Genomic DNA, 15304 nt, shown 5'->3' on the forward strand with positions numbered 1-15304 from the left:
GGGAGTTTGCTTATGAAAAAAATTACTATTTCTTTGTTCTGCGGCGTGATATTCGGCCTGGGTTTAATTGTGTCCGGGATGAGTAATCCTGCCCGGGTTTTAAACTTCCTCGACTGGGGCCAGCGCTGGGATGCAACGCTGGCCCTGGTAATGGGCGGCGCTATCGCCGTGGCAATACCTGGTTTTTATTGGGTGCGCAAACGTAGCAGCCCCCTTTTAACTGACAAATTCGATACTCCATCAAACAAAACGATTGACCCGAAATTGGTTATTGGCGCCAGCATTTTTGGTATTGGCTGGGGGGTTGCTGGTTTTTGCCCCGGGCCTGGCATTGTTGCTGTGACCACGCTCCAGCCGGATGTGTTGCTGTTTGTCGTGGCAATGATTATTGGCATGTTGGCGCAGCATTGGCTTAGCGCTAAAGCTAAGGCCACAGACGGCTGACAACAGGACTACCGAACTAACGCAGAATTGATAGCGAACTGGCTTACAAGGGAGATGAAATTATGGAACTTCGACGTATTGAAACACCGGGCATTGCCCACTACGCCTGGCTGCTGGCAGATGGAGATCAAGCCATGCTGGTTGACCCCAGCCGGCATGTGCAGCAATACCTGGATACCGCCCGGACATGGCAACCCGGATTACTCACATTGTAGAGACCCACCGCCATGAAGATTTTGTAATGGGGACGGCATGGTTAGCAAAGCGCAGCGGCGCCAGAATTTACAATGGCAAGCATGAGACCTTTGGTCATGGTGATTGCAGGCTTGAAGACGGCGATACGTTTTATGTCGGCAAGCTGTTGGTTCGTGCATTCCATACGCCTGGTCATACACCTGAGAGTATGTGCTACGCCGTTTATAAAGATGACGATGCAAAGGCCGCCTGGGCGATATTCAGCGGAGATACCTTATTTTTTGGTGACACCGGCCGTTCGGATTTGCCGGATGAACATAAATCTGTAGAAAATGCCGGCCGTATTTATGATTCAGTGCATAACAAGCTGGCTGGCCTGGGTGATACCGCACTGATACTTCCTGCTCATGGCCCGGGCTCGGTCTGCGGTAGTGGCATGGCCGAGCGCTCCTGGTCAACGCTTGGCGATGAGAAAACCTATAATGACGTATTTACGCTGTCGCGCGAACAGTTTGCCCGGAAGAAAGGAGGCGAGCGCCTGCCCCGGCCTCCTTATTTCCGGCATATGGAGCAGGTTAATTTGCAGGGTGGTTTAGCCCCTGCATTAAGAAATGGTGACGTGGCTTTACTTAAAGCAGAAGATTTTGCCAAAGAGTCTGAAAACGAACGCATTTACGATACCCGTTTGCCCGAGGCGTTTGCCGGCGGCCATATCCCAGACAGTTACAGTATCTGGCATGGCGGCTTACCGGTATTTGGTGGATGGATGGGCAATGCCGATAGCCCTATCTATTTGGTGACAGATCGCGATGACGATATAGATCCCGCGGTACGTTATTTAAGTATTATTGGTCTGGATAAGGTGCGTGCTGCTCTGGCCGGTGGCTTTGAAGCGTGGCGGGACGCCGGACAGGAATTGCAGCATAGTGGCGCGATCACCCCCGGGGCATTAAAAGAAATGGCTAATATGCCGCAAGTACTGGATGTGCGCGAGATTGACGAATTCGACAGTGGTCACATCCGGGGGGCGGTGCATTGTTATGTGGGTGTGTTGTCTGAGCGGCTCAGTGAGCTGGCTCTGGATAACCAACGGCCAGTGGTAGTGACCTGTGGAGTCGGGCACAGAGCCGGTTTGGGCGTCAGTATTTTGCTAAGAGCGGGCTTTTCGGATGTCAGAAATCTGTTAGGTGGCATGAAAGCCTGGCAAGCGCTCGGGTTTCCCGTTGAGTAAAATCGGCAAGAGGGAATAGTCCGCTGAGGGCTAACATGAGAGCGAAGCTTGAAATGGTGGCCCCAGCTGGGTGAAACGAGCGTAGTAACAAAGCATTGCTTTGGGCGAGTTGAACGCGTAGCAACTTTAGTTGCAAGAGGGAATAGTCCGCTGAGGGTCAACATGGGGGCGAAGCTTGAAATGGTGGCCCCAGCTGGACTCGAACCAGCGACCGATCGATTATGAGTCGAGCGCTCTAACCAACTGAGCTATGGGGCCAAGTTAAACTTTCTACTGAGGTGTCAGGGTACATCCTGTAGCCTCGTTCCGGCTCGACCATCCACGGTCTCGCCTTCGTGTCTTTCGGCGTGACGTTAAGTCACCCCTCATCGCCTTATGGCGACCACCCCTCAGCCAACTGAGCTATGGGGCCATTCACAGTTTCCTATTGATACCTAAATAGGAAGCGGCGTGCAGTATAAGAAGTTTTACTGGCTTTGTCATCTTGCTTATCAGTATGCAGCGGTTCAACTGCTTAATTTTTGGCCGTTAAAACAAAAAGGCGCCGTTTGGCGCCTTTATCTGTATAGCTGATGCAGCCGGTACTTACTCGTCCAGGAAGCTTTTTAATACTTCTGAGCGGGACGGGTGACGCAACTTGCGCAGGGCCTTGGCTTCAATTTGGCGGATCCGCTCACGGGTTACGTCAAATTGTTTGCCTACCTCTTCCAGGGTGTGGTCGGTATTCATATCAATACCAAACCGCATCCGCAGTACTTTGGCTTCGCGGGCAGTTAAGCCGGCCAGTACTTCGTTAGTGGCGTTTTTCAGGCTTTCCATGGTGGCCGAGTCGAGTGGTGATTCACCGCCGGCATCTTCAATAAAGTCGCCTAAGTGCGAATCTTCATCATCGCCAATCGGGGTTTCCATGGAGATAGGCTCTTTTGCTATTTTTAACACTTTACGAATTTTGTCTTCCGGCATTTGCATCCGCTCTGACAATTCTTCCGGTGTTGGCTCGCGCCCCATTTCCTGCAGCATCTGGCGGGAAATCCGGTTCAGCTTGTTGATGGTTTCAATCATATGCACCGGGATCCGGATGGTGCGGGCCTGGTCAGCAATAGACCGGGTAATCGCCTGACGGATCCACCAGGTGGCATAGGTTGAAAACTTATAACCACGACGGTATTCAAATTTATCAACGGCTTTCATCAAGCCGATGTTGCCTTCCTGAATTAAATCAAGGAATTGTAAGCCGCGGTTGGTGTACTTTTTGGCGATAGAAATAACCAGACGTAAGTTGGCCTCGACCATTTCTTTCTTGGCGCGACGGGCTTTGGCTTCGCCTATCGACATCCGGCGGTTAATGTCTTTAATCTTAAAGATGCTTAAGCCGGTTTCTTCTTCAACTTTTTTCAGTTTTTCCACGCTACGAACTAAATCTTCGCGCATTTCCTCTAAGCGAACTGAATAGCCTTTGCCTGCTTTAATTTCAGCATCGATCCAGGCGCTGGAGGTTTCATGGCCGGTAAAGGCTTTAACGAATGTTTTCTTCGGCATTTTGGCGTATTCAACGCAATGCTTCATTAACAGCCGTTCTTGCACCCGCACCCGGTCCATCATTTCGCGCATGTTTTTAACCAGGCGGTCGAATTGCTTAGGCACCAGACGGAAGCAACGGAATACTTCGCTTAATTTCTCAATTTCTGCTTTGGTGGTGGCGTGTTCGCGGCCATTTTGTTCGATGGAGTTGCGGGTAACGTCATACTGGCTTCGCAACTCACCAAACTTGATCCGGGCTTCTTCCGGATCCGGGCCAGTGTCGGCTTCAGCATCGTCGTCACTGTCGTCGTCATCGTTGTCGTCGCTGTCATCATCCTGTTTATCTGCCGGCACATCAGAGCCAATATGGCTGGCAATGACTGGCGCTTCATCAATCTCGTTCGGGTCGATAAAGGCAGAAACAATGTCGCTTAAGCGAATTTCTTCAGCTTCAAATTTGTCCCATTGCTCCAACAGGTAGGTAATCGCTTCCGGATATTCAGCTACCGAGGTTTGCACCTGGTTAATACCGTCTTCAATCCGTTTCGCAATGTCAATTTCACCCTCGCGGGTTAACAGCTCGACGGTACCCATCTCCCGCATGTACATCCGTACCGGGTCTGTAGTGCGGCCAAGCTCTTTGTCGACACTGACCAGCGCCTGGGCGGCTTCTTCCGCGGCATCTTCATCTGTAGATGCATCGGCCATTATCAAATCATCGGCATCAGGGGCGTTTTCAAACACCTGAATACCCATATCATTGATCATTCGAATAATATCTTCGATTTGATCAGAGTCGATAATGTCTTGTGGAAGGTGATCGTTAACTTCGGCAAAAGTAAGATACCCTTGCTCTTTACCTTTAATGATCAGGAGTTTTAACTGCGACTGAGGACTTTGCTCCATAGAGACTTATCTTCCACCAATGTTGATTAATATAAAAATGCGAACTAGCGATTATAACAAACCGAAGCTTTTCTAGCCAGTCGGAGTTAGCTTGCTGGTCGCGGTTTTTTGCTTTTCAGTGCTTTTAGCAACAGCACATATTCATGTTGTTCGGCCTGGGACAGCTGTTTTAGTTTATCTTTTCGTTCCAGGGCTTCCAGCCGTTGTTGCAGGTATTGGTCTTCAATAGAGTGGAACGTATCCAGAAATTCGGCTGACAACTGCTCTGGTTCAATCTGATGTTGCCAGGCTGCCAGTTTCAAAAGGATGGCATGCTCTGGCAGATCCCGCCAGTATTCCAGCAGTTGTGCTGTGGTAAGCCCGGGCTTATCCAGTAAATGCTGCTGTACAGCCAGCAACAGATTAATGCCTGGGATCTCAGCACTGGCTAATTCGGGTGCGTATGGCATCACATTAACCAGTTCTGGTGTTTGCAGTAGCAAAGCAATAGCCCGGCGCATTGGCGTCATTTTAATGCTGGCTGGCGCTGGCCTTGCTTGCGACCGGTTAGTTACCGGTTTTAGCCGCTCACTAGGGCGGCCCAGTAAATTATCCAGTTTTTGCTGCAGGGTTTCCTGATAAAAGCTACTGGGGATCTGTTTGATTAGCTCACTGCCTTTGGCCATTAATGCCGATTTGCCACCGTCACTATTGGCATCAAACTCCTGCAATAAGTGCTCAAATAAATACTGGCTTAGCGGTAGCGCTTGCTCTAAGCGCGCCATAAAGGCAGCTTTGCCTTCTTTTTGTACTAGTGAATCCGGGTCTTCGCCGTCAGGTAAAAATACAAAATTAAGTTCTACTCCGTCTTTTAACTGCGGCAGGGCGTTTTGTAAAGCCCGCCAGGCGGCATCGCGGCCAGCACGGTCGCCATCATAACAGCAAATTACTTTCGGGCTGTAGCGGAACAGGGTATGCATTTGATCAGAGGTAGTAGCAGTACCTAGGCACGCCACGGCAAAGCGAATATCATGCTCGGCCAGTGCTACTACATCCATATACCCTTCAACCACCAGCAGTTGTTTCAGATGACCAGGTTGCTGGCGCACCTGATACAGGCCGTAAAGTTCGCGACCTTTGTGAAATAGCCGGGTTTCCGGCGAGTTCAGGTATTTTGGCTGGCCATCATTTAAAATACGGCCACCAAAGGCGATAACCCGGCCACGTTTATCGTGAATAGGAAACATCAGCCGGTCGCGGAAAAAGTCATACTCGCGGCCGTTATCGTTACGGTTAACCAGCTTCAGCTCAATTAACTGCTCCCGTACCGCTTTGGGTTTGCCATTGCTAAGTTGCTTTAACACACCGTCCCAACCATCCGGGGCATAACCCAGCTGAAAGTCGCTGATGGTTTGCGGTGACAGGCCCCGTTTTTGCAAATATTGCTGCACATTTGGGCCATTGGCATGTTGCTGCAGTTGCTGCTGGTAAAAATCAGCAGCTTGTTGCATCAGGCTGTAATCGTCGGCCTGGGCAGCCGGGCGGGCCGGGCCTTTACCTTGCTCGCGGGGCACGTCCATATGCAGCTGTTTGGCCAGCTCTTCAATGGCTTCGACAAATTCCAGTTGCTCAAATTCCATCATAAAGCTGATGGCGTTGCCGTGTGCGCCACAACCAAAACAGTGATAAAACTGTTTATCCGGGCTGACAGTAAACGACGGGCTTTTTTCGTTATGGAACGGGCAACAGGCAGAGTAGTTTTTACTACCTGCTTTTTTAAGCGGTACACGTTGGTCGATCAGTTCGACGATATCTGTTCTGGCGAGCAGATCATCAATAAACTGACGGGGTATTTGTCCTGCCACTGATGTCCTTTATATGATTTCCAGAAAAAGACAAACCGTGCTCAAAGAACACGGTGTGCAGATATCGGCCTGACGCCTGAGTGCGAACCTGCTTGCTGGAACCGCTATTGTGCGGTTGAGCAGGTTTACGCCGGTTGACTGTAACTTAGTACAGGCGGATCCGACGTGCATTCTCGCGAGAAAGCTTTTTAGCGTGGCGTTTTACCGCTGCTGCTTTCTTGCGCTTACGAACCCAGGTAGGCTTCTCGTAAAATTCTTTTGCGCGTACATCAGCTAATACGCCAGCTTTTTCACAAGAGCGCTTAAAACGACGTAATGCAACGTCAAAGGGTTCGTTTTCTTTTACTTTAACAACAGGCATTAAATTCTCACCTCGGTCAAACTTGGTTATCAGTAACCAATTACGATTAAAAATGGTGCGGCATTTTACGCAAAAACCCCCACCAATGTAAAGCGAATAAGTGATCTTAAATCAGATCTTCTGGCTCTGACAGGGGGAAGTCGTTACAATGCGCGCGTTAAAGGCCGGCAAGTGTACCTGAAGTTCCCGGCCAGATCCTACTATTTGCTGATTATTTAACACGATTTTTAGGAAAGCGATGCGCGTATTAGGTATAGAAACATCTTGTGATGAAACCGCAATTGCTGTCTATGATGGCGAAAAAGGCTTATTAAGCCATGTTTTGTACAGCCAAATTCCGCTGCATGCCGATTACGGTGGCGTGGTGCCTGAGCTGGCATCGCGCGATCATGTTAAAAAAACCCTGCCGTTAATAAAGCAAGCGCTGCAGCAGGCTGGCCTTAATGCCAGCGATATCGACGGCGTTGCCTATACCGCCGGGCCCGGTTTAGCCGGTGCGTTGTTAGTGGGGGCCACGATAGGCCGCAGTCTGGCTTATGCCTGGCAAAAACCGGCTTTGGCAGTGCACCATATGGAAGGCCACCTACTGGCACCGATGCTGGAAGATAACCCGCCACCCTTTCCGTTTTTAGCGCTGCTGGTATCTGGTGGTCATACCCAGCTGGTGGGGGTAGAGGGAATTGGCCGTTATCAGTTGCTGGGCGAATCGATAGATGATGCGGCCGGTGAGGCTTTTGATAAAACCGCAAAACTGATGGGTCTGGATTACCCCGGTGGCCCGCTGCTGGCTAAGCTGGCGTTAAAGGGGGACAGTAAAAAATATAAGTTTCCGCGGCCGATGACCGACCGGCCCGGGCTCGACTTCAGTTTTAGCGGCCTGAAAACCTCTGCTGCCAATGTTATTGCCAAAGAAGGCAACAGTGAGCAGGTGCAGGCTGACATTGCTGCGTCATTTCAGCAGGCAGTGGTTGATACCTTAGTAATTAAATGCGAGCGGGCACTGGAGCAAACCGGTTATCAGCGTTTGGTTATTGCCGGCGGGGTAAGCGCTAATATTTCGCTGCGCGAGCAACTGGCGGTGCTGTTAAAGCAGCGCGGTGGCGAGGTGTATTATCCGCGCAAAGAGTTTTGTACAGATAATGGCGCAATGATTGCCTATGCCGGCTATCAGCGGTTACAAGCCGGTCAGCAACAAGACCTGACCATCGGGGTAACGCCGCGCTGGCCAATGCAGGATTTAGCGCCGGTCTGAATAGAGAAAGAGCTATTAAAATAGGGGGGGTGGCTTCGGTTGCAACTCCCGCTTTGGCTCGCCACAGCAACTCGCTCGCGCTGGCGCACTCACTCAGACACTCTGTGGCGCCCAAATCGGGATTCCAACCTTGCTTTAATAGATTTGTGTAGGGCTACTTAAAATCACTCTCGAATGCGTTTGGACTTATCCCATACTTTGCTTTCTTTGCCCTGATACAGCCGGACAATATTCTGGCGGTGGCGGGCGATAATCAGAATGCTTAGCATCAGTACCGGCACGGTATATAAAGGTTTAATCCACCAGGTAAACAACGGCGCCAGCGCTACGGTAATAATAGCGGCTAACGATGAGTAACCACTTAACGCCACTAACAGCACCCAGCTGGCAATCAGCAAGCCGGCTAAATCCAGGCCAATTGGCATCATGGCACCAAAGGCGGTAGCAACCGCTTTGCCACCTTTAAAACCAAAAAATACCGGGTATATATGACCTAGACAGGCACAGATGGCGATAGCACCCAGCCAGAGGGGCTCGATTTGCAGAAAATACGAGCCCCAAACCGGAATAGTGCCTTTTAAAATATCGAACAGTAATACCAGTACGGCCGGGAAAGCACCGCCAAGGCGCAGCACATTGGTGGCGCCGGGGTTACCCGAGCCATGAAAACGCGGGTCGGGCAGGCGAAATAACTGACAAACCAGTACTGCTGATGACACCGAGCCTAATAAATAGGCGGCGAACATCATAATAACAATCAGCAGGGTCATTTCGACGGTTCCTCAGCACCAGTTTTTGCGATAAGATTGCGGCTCGCTATACGGCAGCAGAATAAAGGCTTGGTGGCTTTTTACCTATCCGACCAGCCTACCTGAAACGAAAAATAACGCAATCCGGATTTAACTGAATGGACATAGTTTTTATAAAACAGCTACAAGTCGATACCGTTATTGGGGTATACGACTGGGAGAAATCCATTCAGCAGCGGTTGTTGCTTGATTTGGCCCTTACCGCAGACCAACGCGTTGCTGCAGCCAGAGATGATATCAGCCTTACTCTGGATTACGCCGTAATTGCAGAAAAAGTAACAGCGCTGATTACTGCCCAGCCGATAGAACTGATTGAAACCGTTGCTGAAAAGGTGGCTACTATGTTGTTGACTGAATTTGCTACCAGCAAAGTGGAGGTGACAGTCAGCAAGCCCGGTGCGGTCGCGCAGGCGCAAACGGTCGGGGTACATATTGTCCGCAGTGCGCCAGTGGCACCCGCTGCAACAGACTCGCAGGGACCCGCCTGATGGCCCGTATTTTTATCAGTATTGGCAGTAATACTGAGCGTGATCACTATATCAGGGCCGGTGTATTGTCGTTGCAGCAGTATTTTGGTGAAGTGCAACTCTCTTCAGTATATGAAAGCGAAGCCGTCGGCTTTAATGGTGATGCTTTTTATAATCTGGTAGCCGCCACTGACACCGAATTAACTATTGCTGATTGTGTACAAGTGCTAAAACAAATTGAAGACAGCAACGGCCGCATTCGTGGTGCTGAGAAATTCTGTGGCCGCACTCTCGATTTAGATTTGCTGACCTACGATCAAGTGGTGTGTCAGCAACCTGTTATCCTGCCGCGTGGTGAAATTACCGAAAATGCCTTTGTATTATGGCCAATGGCTGAACTGGCGCCGCACGCCATTCATCCGTTAACCAAACTAAGCTATGCCGAGATGTGGCAGGCTTACCCCAAAACAAAACAAAAAATCTGGCCAGTGCCTTTTCCATGGAGTGAATAACGTTGAGTACAGTGGAAGTTATTATTTTAGCGATAATTCAGGGTATTACAGAGTTTTTACCTATTTCGTCTTCTGCGCACCTTATTTTGCCGTCAGCCATTTTTGGCTGGCAGGATCAGGGTATTGCATTTGATGTGGCAGTGCATGTTGGCACCTTACTGGCCGTGATGCTGTACTTCCGGCAGGATATAGGCCGTTTAACCGTGGGCTGGTTGCAAAGCCTTGGCGGCAGGCACAGCACCGACAGCAAACTGGCCTGGTGGGTTATTCTGGCGACGATACCCGCCGGTTTGGCGGGTCTGCTGGCGGCAGATTATATTGAAACTTACTTACGTTCACCCTGGGTGCTGGCTGCAACCACCATCATATTCGGTCTGGCGCTATGGTGGGCCGATGCTACCGCAAAACAACAACAAAGTATGGAGCAGCTAAGCTGGCAGCAGTCACTGTTTATCGGGGTTGCGCAGGCTATCTCTTTGATCCCCGGCACCTCACGTTCCGGCATTACCATGACTGCGGCTATGTTACTTGGGTTGGATAAAGTCAGCGCCGCCCGTTTCTCGTTTTTATTGTCGATTCCAATTATCGTGTTAAGTGGCGGCTATCAGGCCAGCAAATTGCTGGCGGAGCCTGAGCGCTTTGACATCGCCGGTATTTTGCTGGGGATGGGTCTGGCCTTTATCAGTGCCATAATTTGTATTCACTTCTTTTTGAAAATTATCAGCCGGATGGGCATGCTGCCCTTTGTTATTTACCGGCTGTTGTTAGGGATAGGGCTGATAATTTTCCTAAGCTGGTATCCCGTTTAAGGTACTACCCGCTGTGAGCATCCTGCCAGGCCCGTTTTGCTGTGCTGATAGCAGCTAAACGGGCCTTTTGTAATTCAGCGCCAATGGCTTCGCCCTGCAGGCCCTTGGCGACTATTTCCCGGACATTAACCGCCAGTGCAGCTGTCGCCAGTTGTTGCAGGTAATCCGCTTGTGGATACTGTGCTTGTTCAAAGCCGGTGCGGCCGCGCAAGTCTGCTGTGCAGCATAACAACATATCATCTAACCGCTGTGGTTTGCGCCACAGATCAATACCATTAAACAGTTTTAATACGGTTGCCGGTTTTAATTCACGGGCTTTATGCACCAGCTGATGATACTCGCAGACTAACAGTGCCAATTCTTTGCAATCGTTGGGTACCCGCAGCCGCTGACACAGCTGGTTAATTAACGCCAGGCCAGTATATTCGTGGCCATGATGCGACGGTAATAGTTCAGCTTTGGTTACCCCTTTACCTAAGTCATGCACCAGCGCAGCAAAGCGGATGTCCAGTCTTTCAGACAGCGCGGCTGCCTGCTTAAGCACCAGCAGGGTATGAATGCCGGTATCAATTTCCGGATGCCATTTTTCTGGTTGCGGTACGCCCCACAGCGCAGCCAGTTCGGGCATTAAAGCTTTGAGCGCACCGCAGTCATATAACAGCTTAAAATAAGCAGTGGGGCTTTGGCTGCTAAGTGCTTTGGCGGTTTCCTGCCACACCCGCTCCGGGCTTAAGGTATTAAGCTCGCCGCTATCACTTAGCTTAGCCATCAACGCCAGGGTTTCATCTGCCACGCTAAAACCTAAATGGGCATAACGGGCATAAAAGCGGGCAACCCGCAGTACCCTGAGCGGATCTTCAGCAAAGGCGTCTGAGACATGGCGCAAAATTTTCTGCTGTATATCCGCCCGGCCGTTATAAGGGTCGATGAAGTTGCCATTGCTGTCCTTAGCGATAGCATTAATGGTTAAATCACGCCGTTGTAAATCCTGCTCCAGCGTAACATCCGGTGCGGCATAGACGCTAAAGCCGGTATAGCCTTTACCATTTTTGCGCTCGGTACGGGCCAGTGCATGTTCTTCTTTGGTTTTTGGGTGCAGGAATACCGGAAAGTCTTTACCCACCTGCTGATAGCCTGCGGCCAGCATTTGCTCTGGGGTAGCACCTGTTACTACCCAGTCCCGTTCATGAAATGGATAGCCTAACAGCTCGTCCCTTACGGCACCGCCCACAAGATATATCTGCACATGCTTTCCTGATTGCTTATTTTTTGCCATTATAGCGCCGTCAGTCTAATTTGCAGCGCTATTAACGCAGGATGCTTTGATGTATACCGGTTTTTTCGGTTTAACCAGCCCCCCTTTTTCCATTGCCCCGAATCCGGACTTTATGTATCTGGGCGCGCGGCATACCGAGGCATTGGCGCATTTACGCTATGGTTTGGGCGATGCAGGAGGCTTTGTGCTGCTTACCGGCGAAGTGGGTACCGGCAAAACCACGGTGTCCCGCTCGTTGTTGCAAGAGCTGGATACTGATACTGATGTGGCTTTTATTCTTAACCCGACCTTATCTGAGTTGGAGCTGCTGGCCGCCATTTGTGATGAACTGAAAATTCGCTATAAAAAAGCCGATGCCAGTTTAAAGTTGCTGGGCGATAAAATTACCCAACGCTTACAAAAGAATCATCAGGCGGGTAAAAAAACCATTTTAATTATTGATGAAGCGCAGCACCTGCAACCGGCAGTACTGGAGCAGCTCAGGCTGTTAACTAATCTGGAAACCAATACCAAGAAGTTACTGCAGGTAATTTTAATTGGCCAGCCAGAACTGCAGCAGCTGCTGCAGCGCAATGACCTGCGCCAGTTAGCACAGCGGATCACTGCCCGTTATCATCTGCTACCGCTGGATTTAAACGAAGTGCAGCACTATTTAAAATATCGCCTGCAGGTAGCGGGCTGCAGCCGGCCAGTGTTCAGCAGTAAAGCGGTTACTGCGCTGTATCAGCATAGCGGCGGCATCCCCAGATTACTGAATTTACTGGCTGACCGCGCCATGCTGGCCGCCTACAGCCAGCAAAAGCCAATGGTAGAAGTGGCTCAGGTACAACGCGCGGCTACTGAAGTGTTGCCACTGAACCAGCAAGCTGCCAGTGGTGTCGGCCGTCTTGCCGTACCCGGTTGGTTTTGGCCGTTGCTGGCAGGCACCGGTATTGTCGTTGGGTTTTTGCTGGCAATGGTACTACTGCCAATAATCAGAGGTTAACAGTGTCAATTTTAATGGATGCATTGAAACAACAGGTAGAGCCAAACGCTGGCATAGTGGCTGCACCTGCGGCTAAAGGTTGGCGCAATCTGGCGTTATTGCTGGGGTTTATGCTGGCGCTGGTGCTGGGCTTTGTGTTGGCCAGTTGGTGGCAAAGCGTCGCTGTGCCAAAGGCCAGCACGTTGCCAACGGCCAGTGTACAGCCTGCACCTGAACTTGCTGATAGCAGCACTATTGTCGCGGCACTGGTCAGCGCCGAACCAGAACCCGAATCTGTAGCAAAAATTACCTTACAGCGACCTGTACAGGAACAGTTGCAACCGCAACCCAGGGTTGTCAGCGTTACCGCGCCGGCAGCAGAACAAGCATCTCATCAAGTTACAGCACAACCTGCTGCGACAACACAGCCCGAGGTTGAGGTGTCCGATGAGTTGCGTCAGCGTTTTGCCTCTGCGATGGCTGCCAGCGAGATTGACAGGCGCCAGCCACAGCCAGCACTGCGCGCAATGGGTGCCCCGGCCAAAGATATCAGTGAGCTGCCACCAACATTGCAACGGCAAATTCCGCCACTGCGCTTTGAAGCCCATGTGTATGCGACCCAAAGCTCACAGCGCTGGATTAAGGTTAATGGTAAAAGCTTACAGGAAGGGCAGTGGGTAACTGCGGATATCCGGTTAAAGGAAATAACTCCTCAATTCGTGTTGCTGGAAATGGGCTCTGAACTGTTCAGCATGCCGGCGCTAACCGACTACAACTGATTAGTCGTCCTTACTAAACCGGTTATAAATAGTTACGGACATCCAGGCCATATTTCTTAAGATCGACACAGCCTTCGATATGTTCTTCCTGTTGGCGTGATAAATCCATAACCTTCGGGGTGATATGGTGTTGGTGGACACTGTGGTAAAACAATTTCACCTTGGGCAGAGTGGGTTTTTTCGGGTTATTTTCCAGCACCAGCGCTAACTTGCCAGTAGTAAGTTTAACCACGGTACCCGGTGGGTAGACGCCAATACATTTAATAAACAACTGCAGCAACTCTGGGTCCAGTTGCATTGGCGTAAGGCTTAACAGGTGGCGTGATGCTGCTAATGGGCTTTGATTACTGTTAGCCGGGTTAGTCAGCTTTTCATACTGGTTAACGATCCCCAGCATCTGGCTGCCTTTAGCGATTTGGTTACCTTTAATTGGGGGCGAACCACTGCCGTCGAGTAAGGCACAGTGCTGACTTATCCACAGCGATACCTGACCAGCTAAATCTTTATTGCGTTGCAATGCCGCCAGACTGGCACTAATGGCGGCGGCATCGGGCTGGTTCAGTAGTTCCGGCTTCAGTGCTTTGCCGACATCATGCAGTAAGGCAGCGGTGATCAGAGTTTTACACCGATCGCTGGGTAAATTAATAAATTTAGCAAAAGCAGCGATGTAAACTGCGCAGTTTACGCTGTGCTGTAACAGACTGTCGCTTTGCTCTGCAATGCGGGTTAAACACAGTAAAACATCCTGGTTACGACTGACCGAGTCAGATAAACCAGCGCTAACTTCATGTACCAACATTAAATCGATGGGTTGCTGGCTGCGGGTGGCTTCTAACACCAACTGCTGCACCCGCTGGCTTTGTAACAGGGCTTTTTCGGCCCGTGGCCATTCGTCAGCGAATAAATGGCGTGCCGTAGTGTCGGGTTCGGCGGTAACAGTTGTGGTTTTTTCAGGTGCCGGCGCCTCGCTGGTGTCTTCGCCACTTAAAAATCTGGCGGGATCAACCAGAACGGTCAGCACCCCTTTGGCTTGCAATTGGCCAATAGCCTGCTGACTGCGAACCCAGCCGGCATGCTTAACGATAATACCACCGCGTTGCTCTAATACTTCAACAACATAGCTGCCTGGTTGCAGCTCAGTGACTGAGACCTTTTGATATGCCATCCAATTGCCAGCTTAAACCTATGCCAAGAAAAAAGTATTGTAATTATACGCTAAACTACTTAACCGGACGTTAACGCTTCGATTAAAAGTCCTTATTATGCGGTTAAGTGCGCAGATTAAACGATGTATATATTGTGTACTAAAGCATAGCAAAAGCTGGTAGCTTTGTTGTTTTAGTTTGTTATTGACCGGCGGCAGGCCTGAAAGGTTATTTTTGACAATTATCGGTATATAATCAGCCGATGAGTTCCTGAGCCTGACAGCCTTTACCATGACATTACCTTTAAAACCAAAAAGCCTGGATCGGATTGATCTTAATATTCTTGATTCGCTGCAAAAAGAAGGGCGGATTGCTAATGTCGATCTGGCAAAAAAAGTGAATTTAAGCGCCAGCCCTTGCATCGACAGGGTGAAACGACTGGAAAAGAGTGGGTATATTGAGGGTTATGGTGCCCGCTTAAACGCCGCTATGTTGGGGTTTGGTACTACTGTATTTATTGAGATAACGCTGGATAACACCACCAGTGCAGTGTTTGATCGCTTTAAGGACGAGGTATTAAAAGTACCCCATGTGGTGGAGTGCCATATGGTCGCCGGTGGTTTTGACTACCTGTTAAAATTGCGGCTGCCAAATATGGATGCATACCGGATTATTCTGGAGCAAATTGTTGATTTACCGGGGGTAGTTAAAAATCACACTTACGTAGTGATAGAGCAGGTAAAACGCGATACCGGGCTGCCGCTGAAAGCCAACGACAGCCTGGGCTGA

General features: G+C 50.2%; 16 protein-coding genes and 1 tRNA gene. 10 read left to right on the forward strand and 7 right to left on the reverse strand.

All coding sequences use genetic code 11. From position 1 onward, the window contains the following. The first annotated feature begins 12 nt into the window (after positions 1 to 12). The 3 genes from H141_RS0104885 to H141_RS20745 all read left to right on the forward strand — a co-directional run bounded on the left by H141_RS0104885 (position 13) and on the right by H141_RS20745 (position 1870). A complete protein-coding gene (locus H141_RS0104885; RefSeq protein ID WP_019675127.1) occupies positions 13 to 444 on the forward strand; it encodes a YeeE/YedE family protein in 432 nt (143 codons plus the stop codon). Between the two features lie 62 nt (positions 445 to 506). Then, positions 507 to 659 carry a hypothetical protein gene (locus H141_RS21725; RefSeq protein ID WP_205620339.1) on the forward strand — a complete coding sequence of 51 codons (153 nt, stop codon included), beginning with the start codon at positions 507 to 509 and terminating at the stop codon, positions 657 to 659. Then, positions 632 to 1870: an MBL fold metallo-hydrolase gene (locus H141_RS20745; RefSeq protein ID WP_051090370.1), complete on the forward strand. Its 1239-nt coding sequence runs from the start codon at positions 632 to 634 to the stop codon at positions 1868 to 1870. Before H141_RS21725 ends, H141_RS20745 begins: the two co-directional genes overlap by 28 nt. Before the next feature lie 181 nt (positions 1871 to 2051). On the opposite strand, the gene H141_RS0104895 is transcribed toward H141_RS20745, so the two are convergent. The 4 genes from H141_RS0104895 to rpsU all read right to left on the reverse strand — a co-directional run bounded on the left by H141_RS0104895 (position 2052) and on the right by rpsU (position 6502). Further along, positions 2052 to 2128, reverse strand: a tRNA-Ile gene (locus H141_RS0104895). A gap of 327 nt (positions 2129 to 2455) precedes the next feature. Then, the gene (rpoD, locus tag H141_RS0104905) at positions 2456 to 4297 is read right to left on the reverse strand and encodes an RNA polymerase sigma factor RpoD (RefSeq protein ID WP_019675129.1); all 1842 of its coding nucleotides are present in this window, start codon (positions 4295 to 4297) and stop codon (positions 2456 to 2458) included. An 86-nt stretch (positions 4298 to 4383) separates the two neighbouring features. Then, positions 4384 to 6141 (reverse strand): DNA primase, encoded by a 1758-nt coding sequence (gene dnaG, locus H141_RS0104910; RefSeq protein ID WP_019675130.1) that lies wholly within the window; start codon positions 6139 to 6141, stop codon positions 4384 to 4386. A gap of 145 nt (positions 6142 to 6286) precedes the next feature. Next, on the reverse strand, positions 6287 to 6502 hold the full coding sequence (gene rpsU, locus H141_RS0104915) for a 30S ribosomal protein S21 (RefSeq protein ID WP_019675131.1): 216 nt from the start codon (positions 6500 to 6502) through the stop codon (positions 6287 to 6289). A 238-nt stretch (positions 6503 to 6740) separates the two neighbouring features. On the opposite strand from rpsU, the gene tsaD reads away from it, so the two are divergent. Next, the gene (gene tsaD, locus H141_RS0104920) at positions 6741 to 7754 is read left to right on the forward strand and encodes a tRNA (adenosine(37)-N6)-threonylcarbamoyltransferase complex transferase subunit TsaD (RefSeq protein ID WP_019675132.1); all 1014 of its coding nucleotides are present in this window, start codon (positions 6741 to 6743) and stop codon (positions 7752 to 7754) included. Between the two features lie 164 nt (positions 7755 to 7918). Here the strand turns inward: tsaD and plsY are convergent, their stop codons facing one another. Continuing rightward, entirely contained in the window at positions 7919 to 8524 is a 606-nt protein-coding gene (plsY, locus tag H141_RS0104925; RefSeq protein ID WP_019675133.1) for a glycerol-3-phosphate 1-O-acyltransferase PlsY, read from the reverse strand. A gap of 137 nt (positions 8525 to 8661) precedes the next feature. Between plsY and folB the strand changes: the two genes are divergently transcribed. The 3 genes from folB to H141_RS0104940 are packed head-to-tail and all read left to right on the forward strand — an operon-like array spanning position 8662 to position 10351. Continuing rightward, positions 8662 to 9051 (forward strand): dihydroneopterin aldolase, encoded by a 390-nt coding sequence (folB, locus tag H141_RS0104930; RefSeq protein ID WP_019675134.1) that lies wholly within the window; start codon positions 8662 to 8664, stop codon positions 9049 to 9051. Beyond that, positions 9051 to 9542 (forward strand): 2-amino-4-hydroxy-6-hydroxymethyldihydropteridine diphosphokinase, encoded by a 492-nt coding sequence (gene folK / locus H141_RS0104935; protein WP_019675135.1) that lies wholly within the window; start codon positions 9051 to 9053, stop codon positions 9540 to 9542. The genes folB and folK overlap by 1 nt, the downstream gene beginning before the upstream one ends. A gap of 2 nt (positions 9543 to 9544) precedes the next feature. Next, complete coding sequence (locus tag H141_RS0104940) at positions 9545 to 10351, forward strand: undecaprenyl-diphosphate phosphatase (protein WP_026349236.1); 807 nt, start codon at positions 9545 to 9547, stop codon at positions 10349 to 10351. Between the two features lie 4 nt (positions 10352 to 10355). Here H141_RS0104940 and H141_RS0104945 read toward each other — a convergent pair whose 3' ends face one another. Next, positions 10356 to 11597, reverse strand: a complete 1242-nt coding sequence (locus H141_RS0104945; protein ID WP_026349237.1) for a multifunctional CCA addition/repair protein — start codon at positions 11595 to 11597, stop codon at positions 10356 to 10358. Positions 11598 to 11676: 79 nt separating this feature from the next. Between H141_RS0104945 and H141_RS0104950 the strand changes: the two genes are divergently transcribed. Both H141_RS0104950 and H141_RS0104955 read left to right on the forward strand, forming a co-directional pair. After that, positions 11677 to 12612 carry an ExeA family protein gene (locus tag H141_RS0104950; RefSeq protein ID WP_019675138.1) on the forward strand — a complete coding sequence of 312 codons (936 nt, stop codon included), beginning with the start codon at positions 11677 to 11679 and terminating at the stop codon, positions 12610 to 12612. A gap of 2 nt (positions 12613 to 12614) precedes the next feature. Then, entirely contained in the window at positions 12615 to 13370 is a 756-nt protein-coding gene (locus tag H141_RS0104955; protein ID WP_026349238.1) for a general secretion pathway protein GspB, read from the forward strand. Positions 13371 to 13392: 22 nt separating this feature from the next. On the opposite strand, the gene H141_RS0104960 is transcribed toward H141_RS0104955, so the two are convergent. After that, entirely contained in the window at positions 13393 to 14535 is a 1143-nt protein-coding gene (locus tag H141_RS0104960; protein WP_019675140.1) for an HD-GYP domain-containing protein, read from the reverse strand. A gap of 271 nt (positions 14536 to 14806) precedes the next feature. Between H141_RS0104960 and H141_RS0104965 the strand changes: the two genes are divergently transcribed. Next, a complete protein-coding gene (locus tag H141_RS0104965; protein WP_019675141.1) occupies positions 14807 to 15304 on the forward strand; it encodes an Lrp/AsnC ligand binding domain-containing protein in 498 nt (165 codons plus the stop codon).

Origin of the sequence: Arsukibacterium perlucidum DSM 18276, from assembly GCF_000382165.1 — a bacterium.
GTDB lineage: Bacteria > Pseudomonadota > Gammaproteobacteria > Enterobacterales > Alteromonadaceae > Alishewanella > Alishewanella perlucidum.

Coding starts and splice junctions, on each gene's coding strand:
- H141_RS0104960 (WP_019675140.1), bottom strand. CDS start 14,535: ATGGCATATCAAAAGGTCTCAGTCACTGAGCTGCAACCAGGCAGCTAT.
- folK (WP_019675135.1), top strand. CDS start 9,051: ATGGCCCGTATTTTTATCAGTATTGGCAGTAATACTGAGCGTGATCAC.
- H141_RS0104965 (WP_019675141.1), top strand. CDS start 14,807: ATGACATTACCTTTAAAACCAAAAAGCCTGGATCGGATTGATCTTAAT.
- tsaD (WP_019675132.1), top strand. CDS start 6,741: ATGCGCGTATTAGGTATAGAAACATCTTGTGATGAAACCGCAATTGCT.
- H141_RS0104885 (WP_019675127.1), top strand. CDS start 13: ATGAAAAAAATTACTATTTCTTTGTTCTGCGGCGTGATATTCGGCCTG.
- folB (WP_019675134.1), top strand. CDS start 8,662: ATGGACATAGTTTTTATAAAACAGCTACAAGTCGATACCGTTATTGGG.
- plsY (WP_019675133.1), bottom strand. CDS start 8,524: ATGACCCTGCTGATTGTTATTATGATGTTCGCCGCCTATTTATTAGGC.
- H141_RS20745 (WP_051090370.1), top strand. CDS start 632: ATGGCAACCCGGATTACTCACATTGTAGAGACCCACCGCCATGAAGAT.
- rpoD (WP_019675129.1), bottom strand. CDS start 4,297: ATGGAGCAAAGTCCTCAGTCGCAGTTAAAACTCCTGATCATTAAAGGT.
- H141_RS0104950 (WP_019675138.1), top strand. CDS start 11,677: ATGTATACCGGTTTTTTCGGTTTAACCAGCCCCCCTTTTTCCATTGCC.
- rpsU (WP_019675131.1), bottom strand. CDS start 6,502: ATGCCTGTTGTTAAAGTAAAAGAAAACGAACCCTTTGACGTTGCATTA.
- H141_RS21725 (WP_205620339.1), top strand. CDS start 507: ATGGAACTTCGACGTATTGAAACACCGGGCATTGCCCACTACGCCTGG.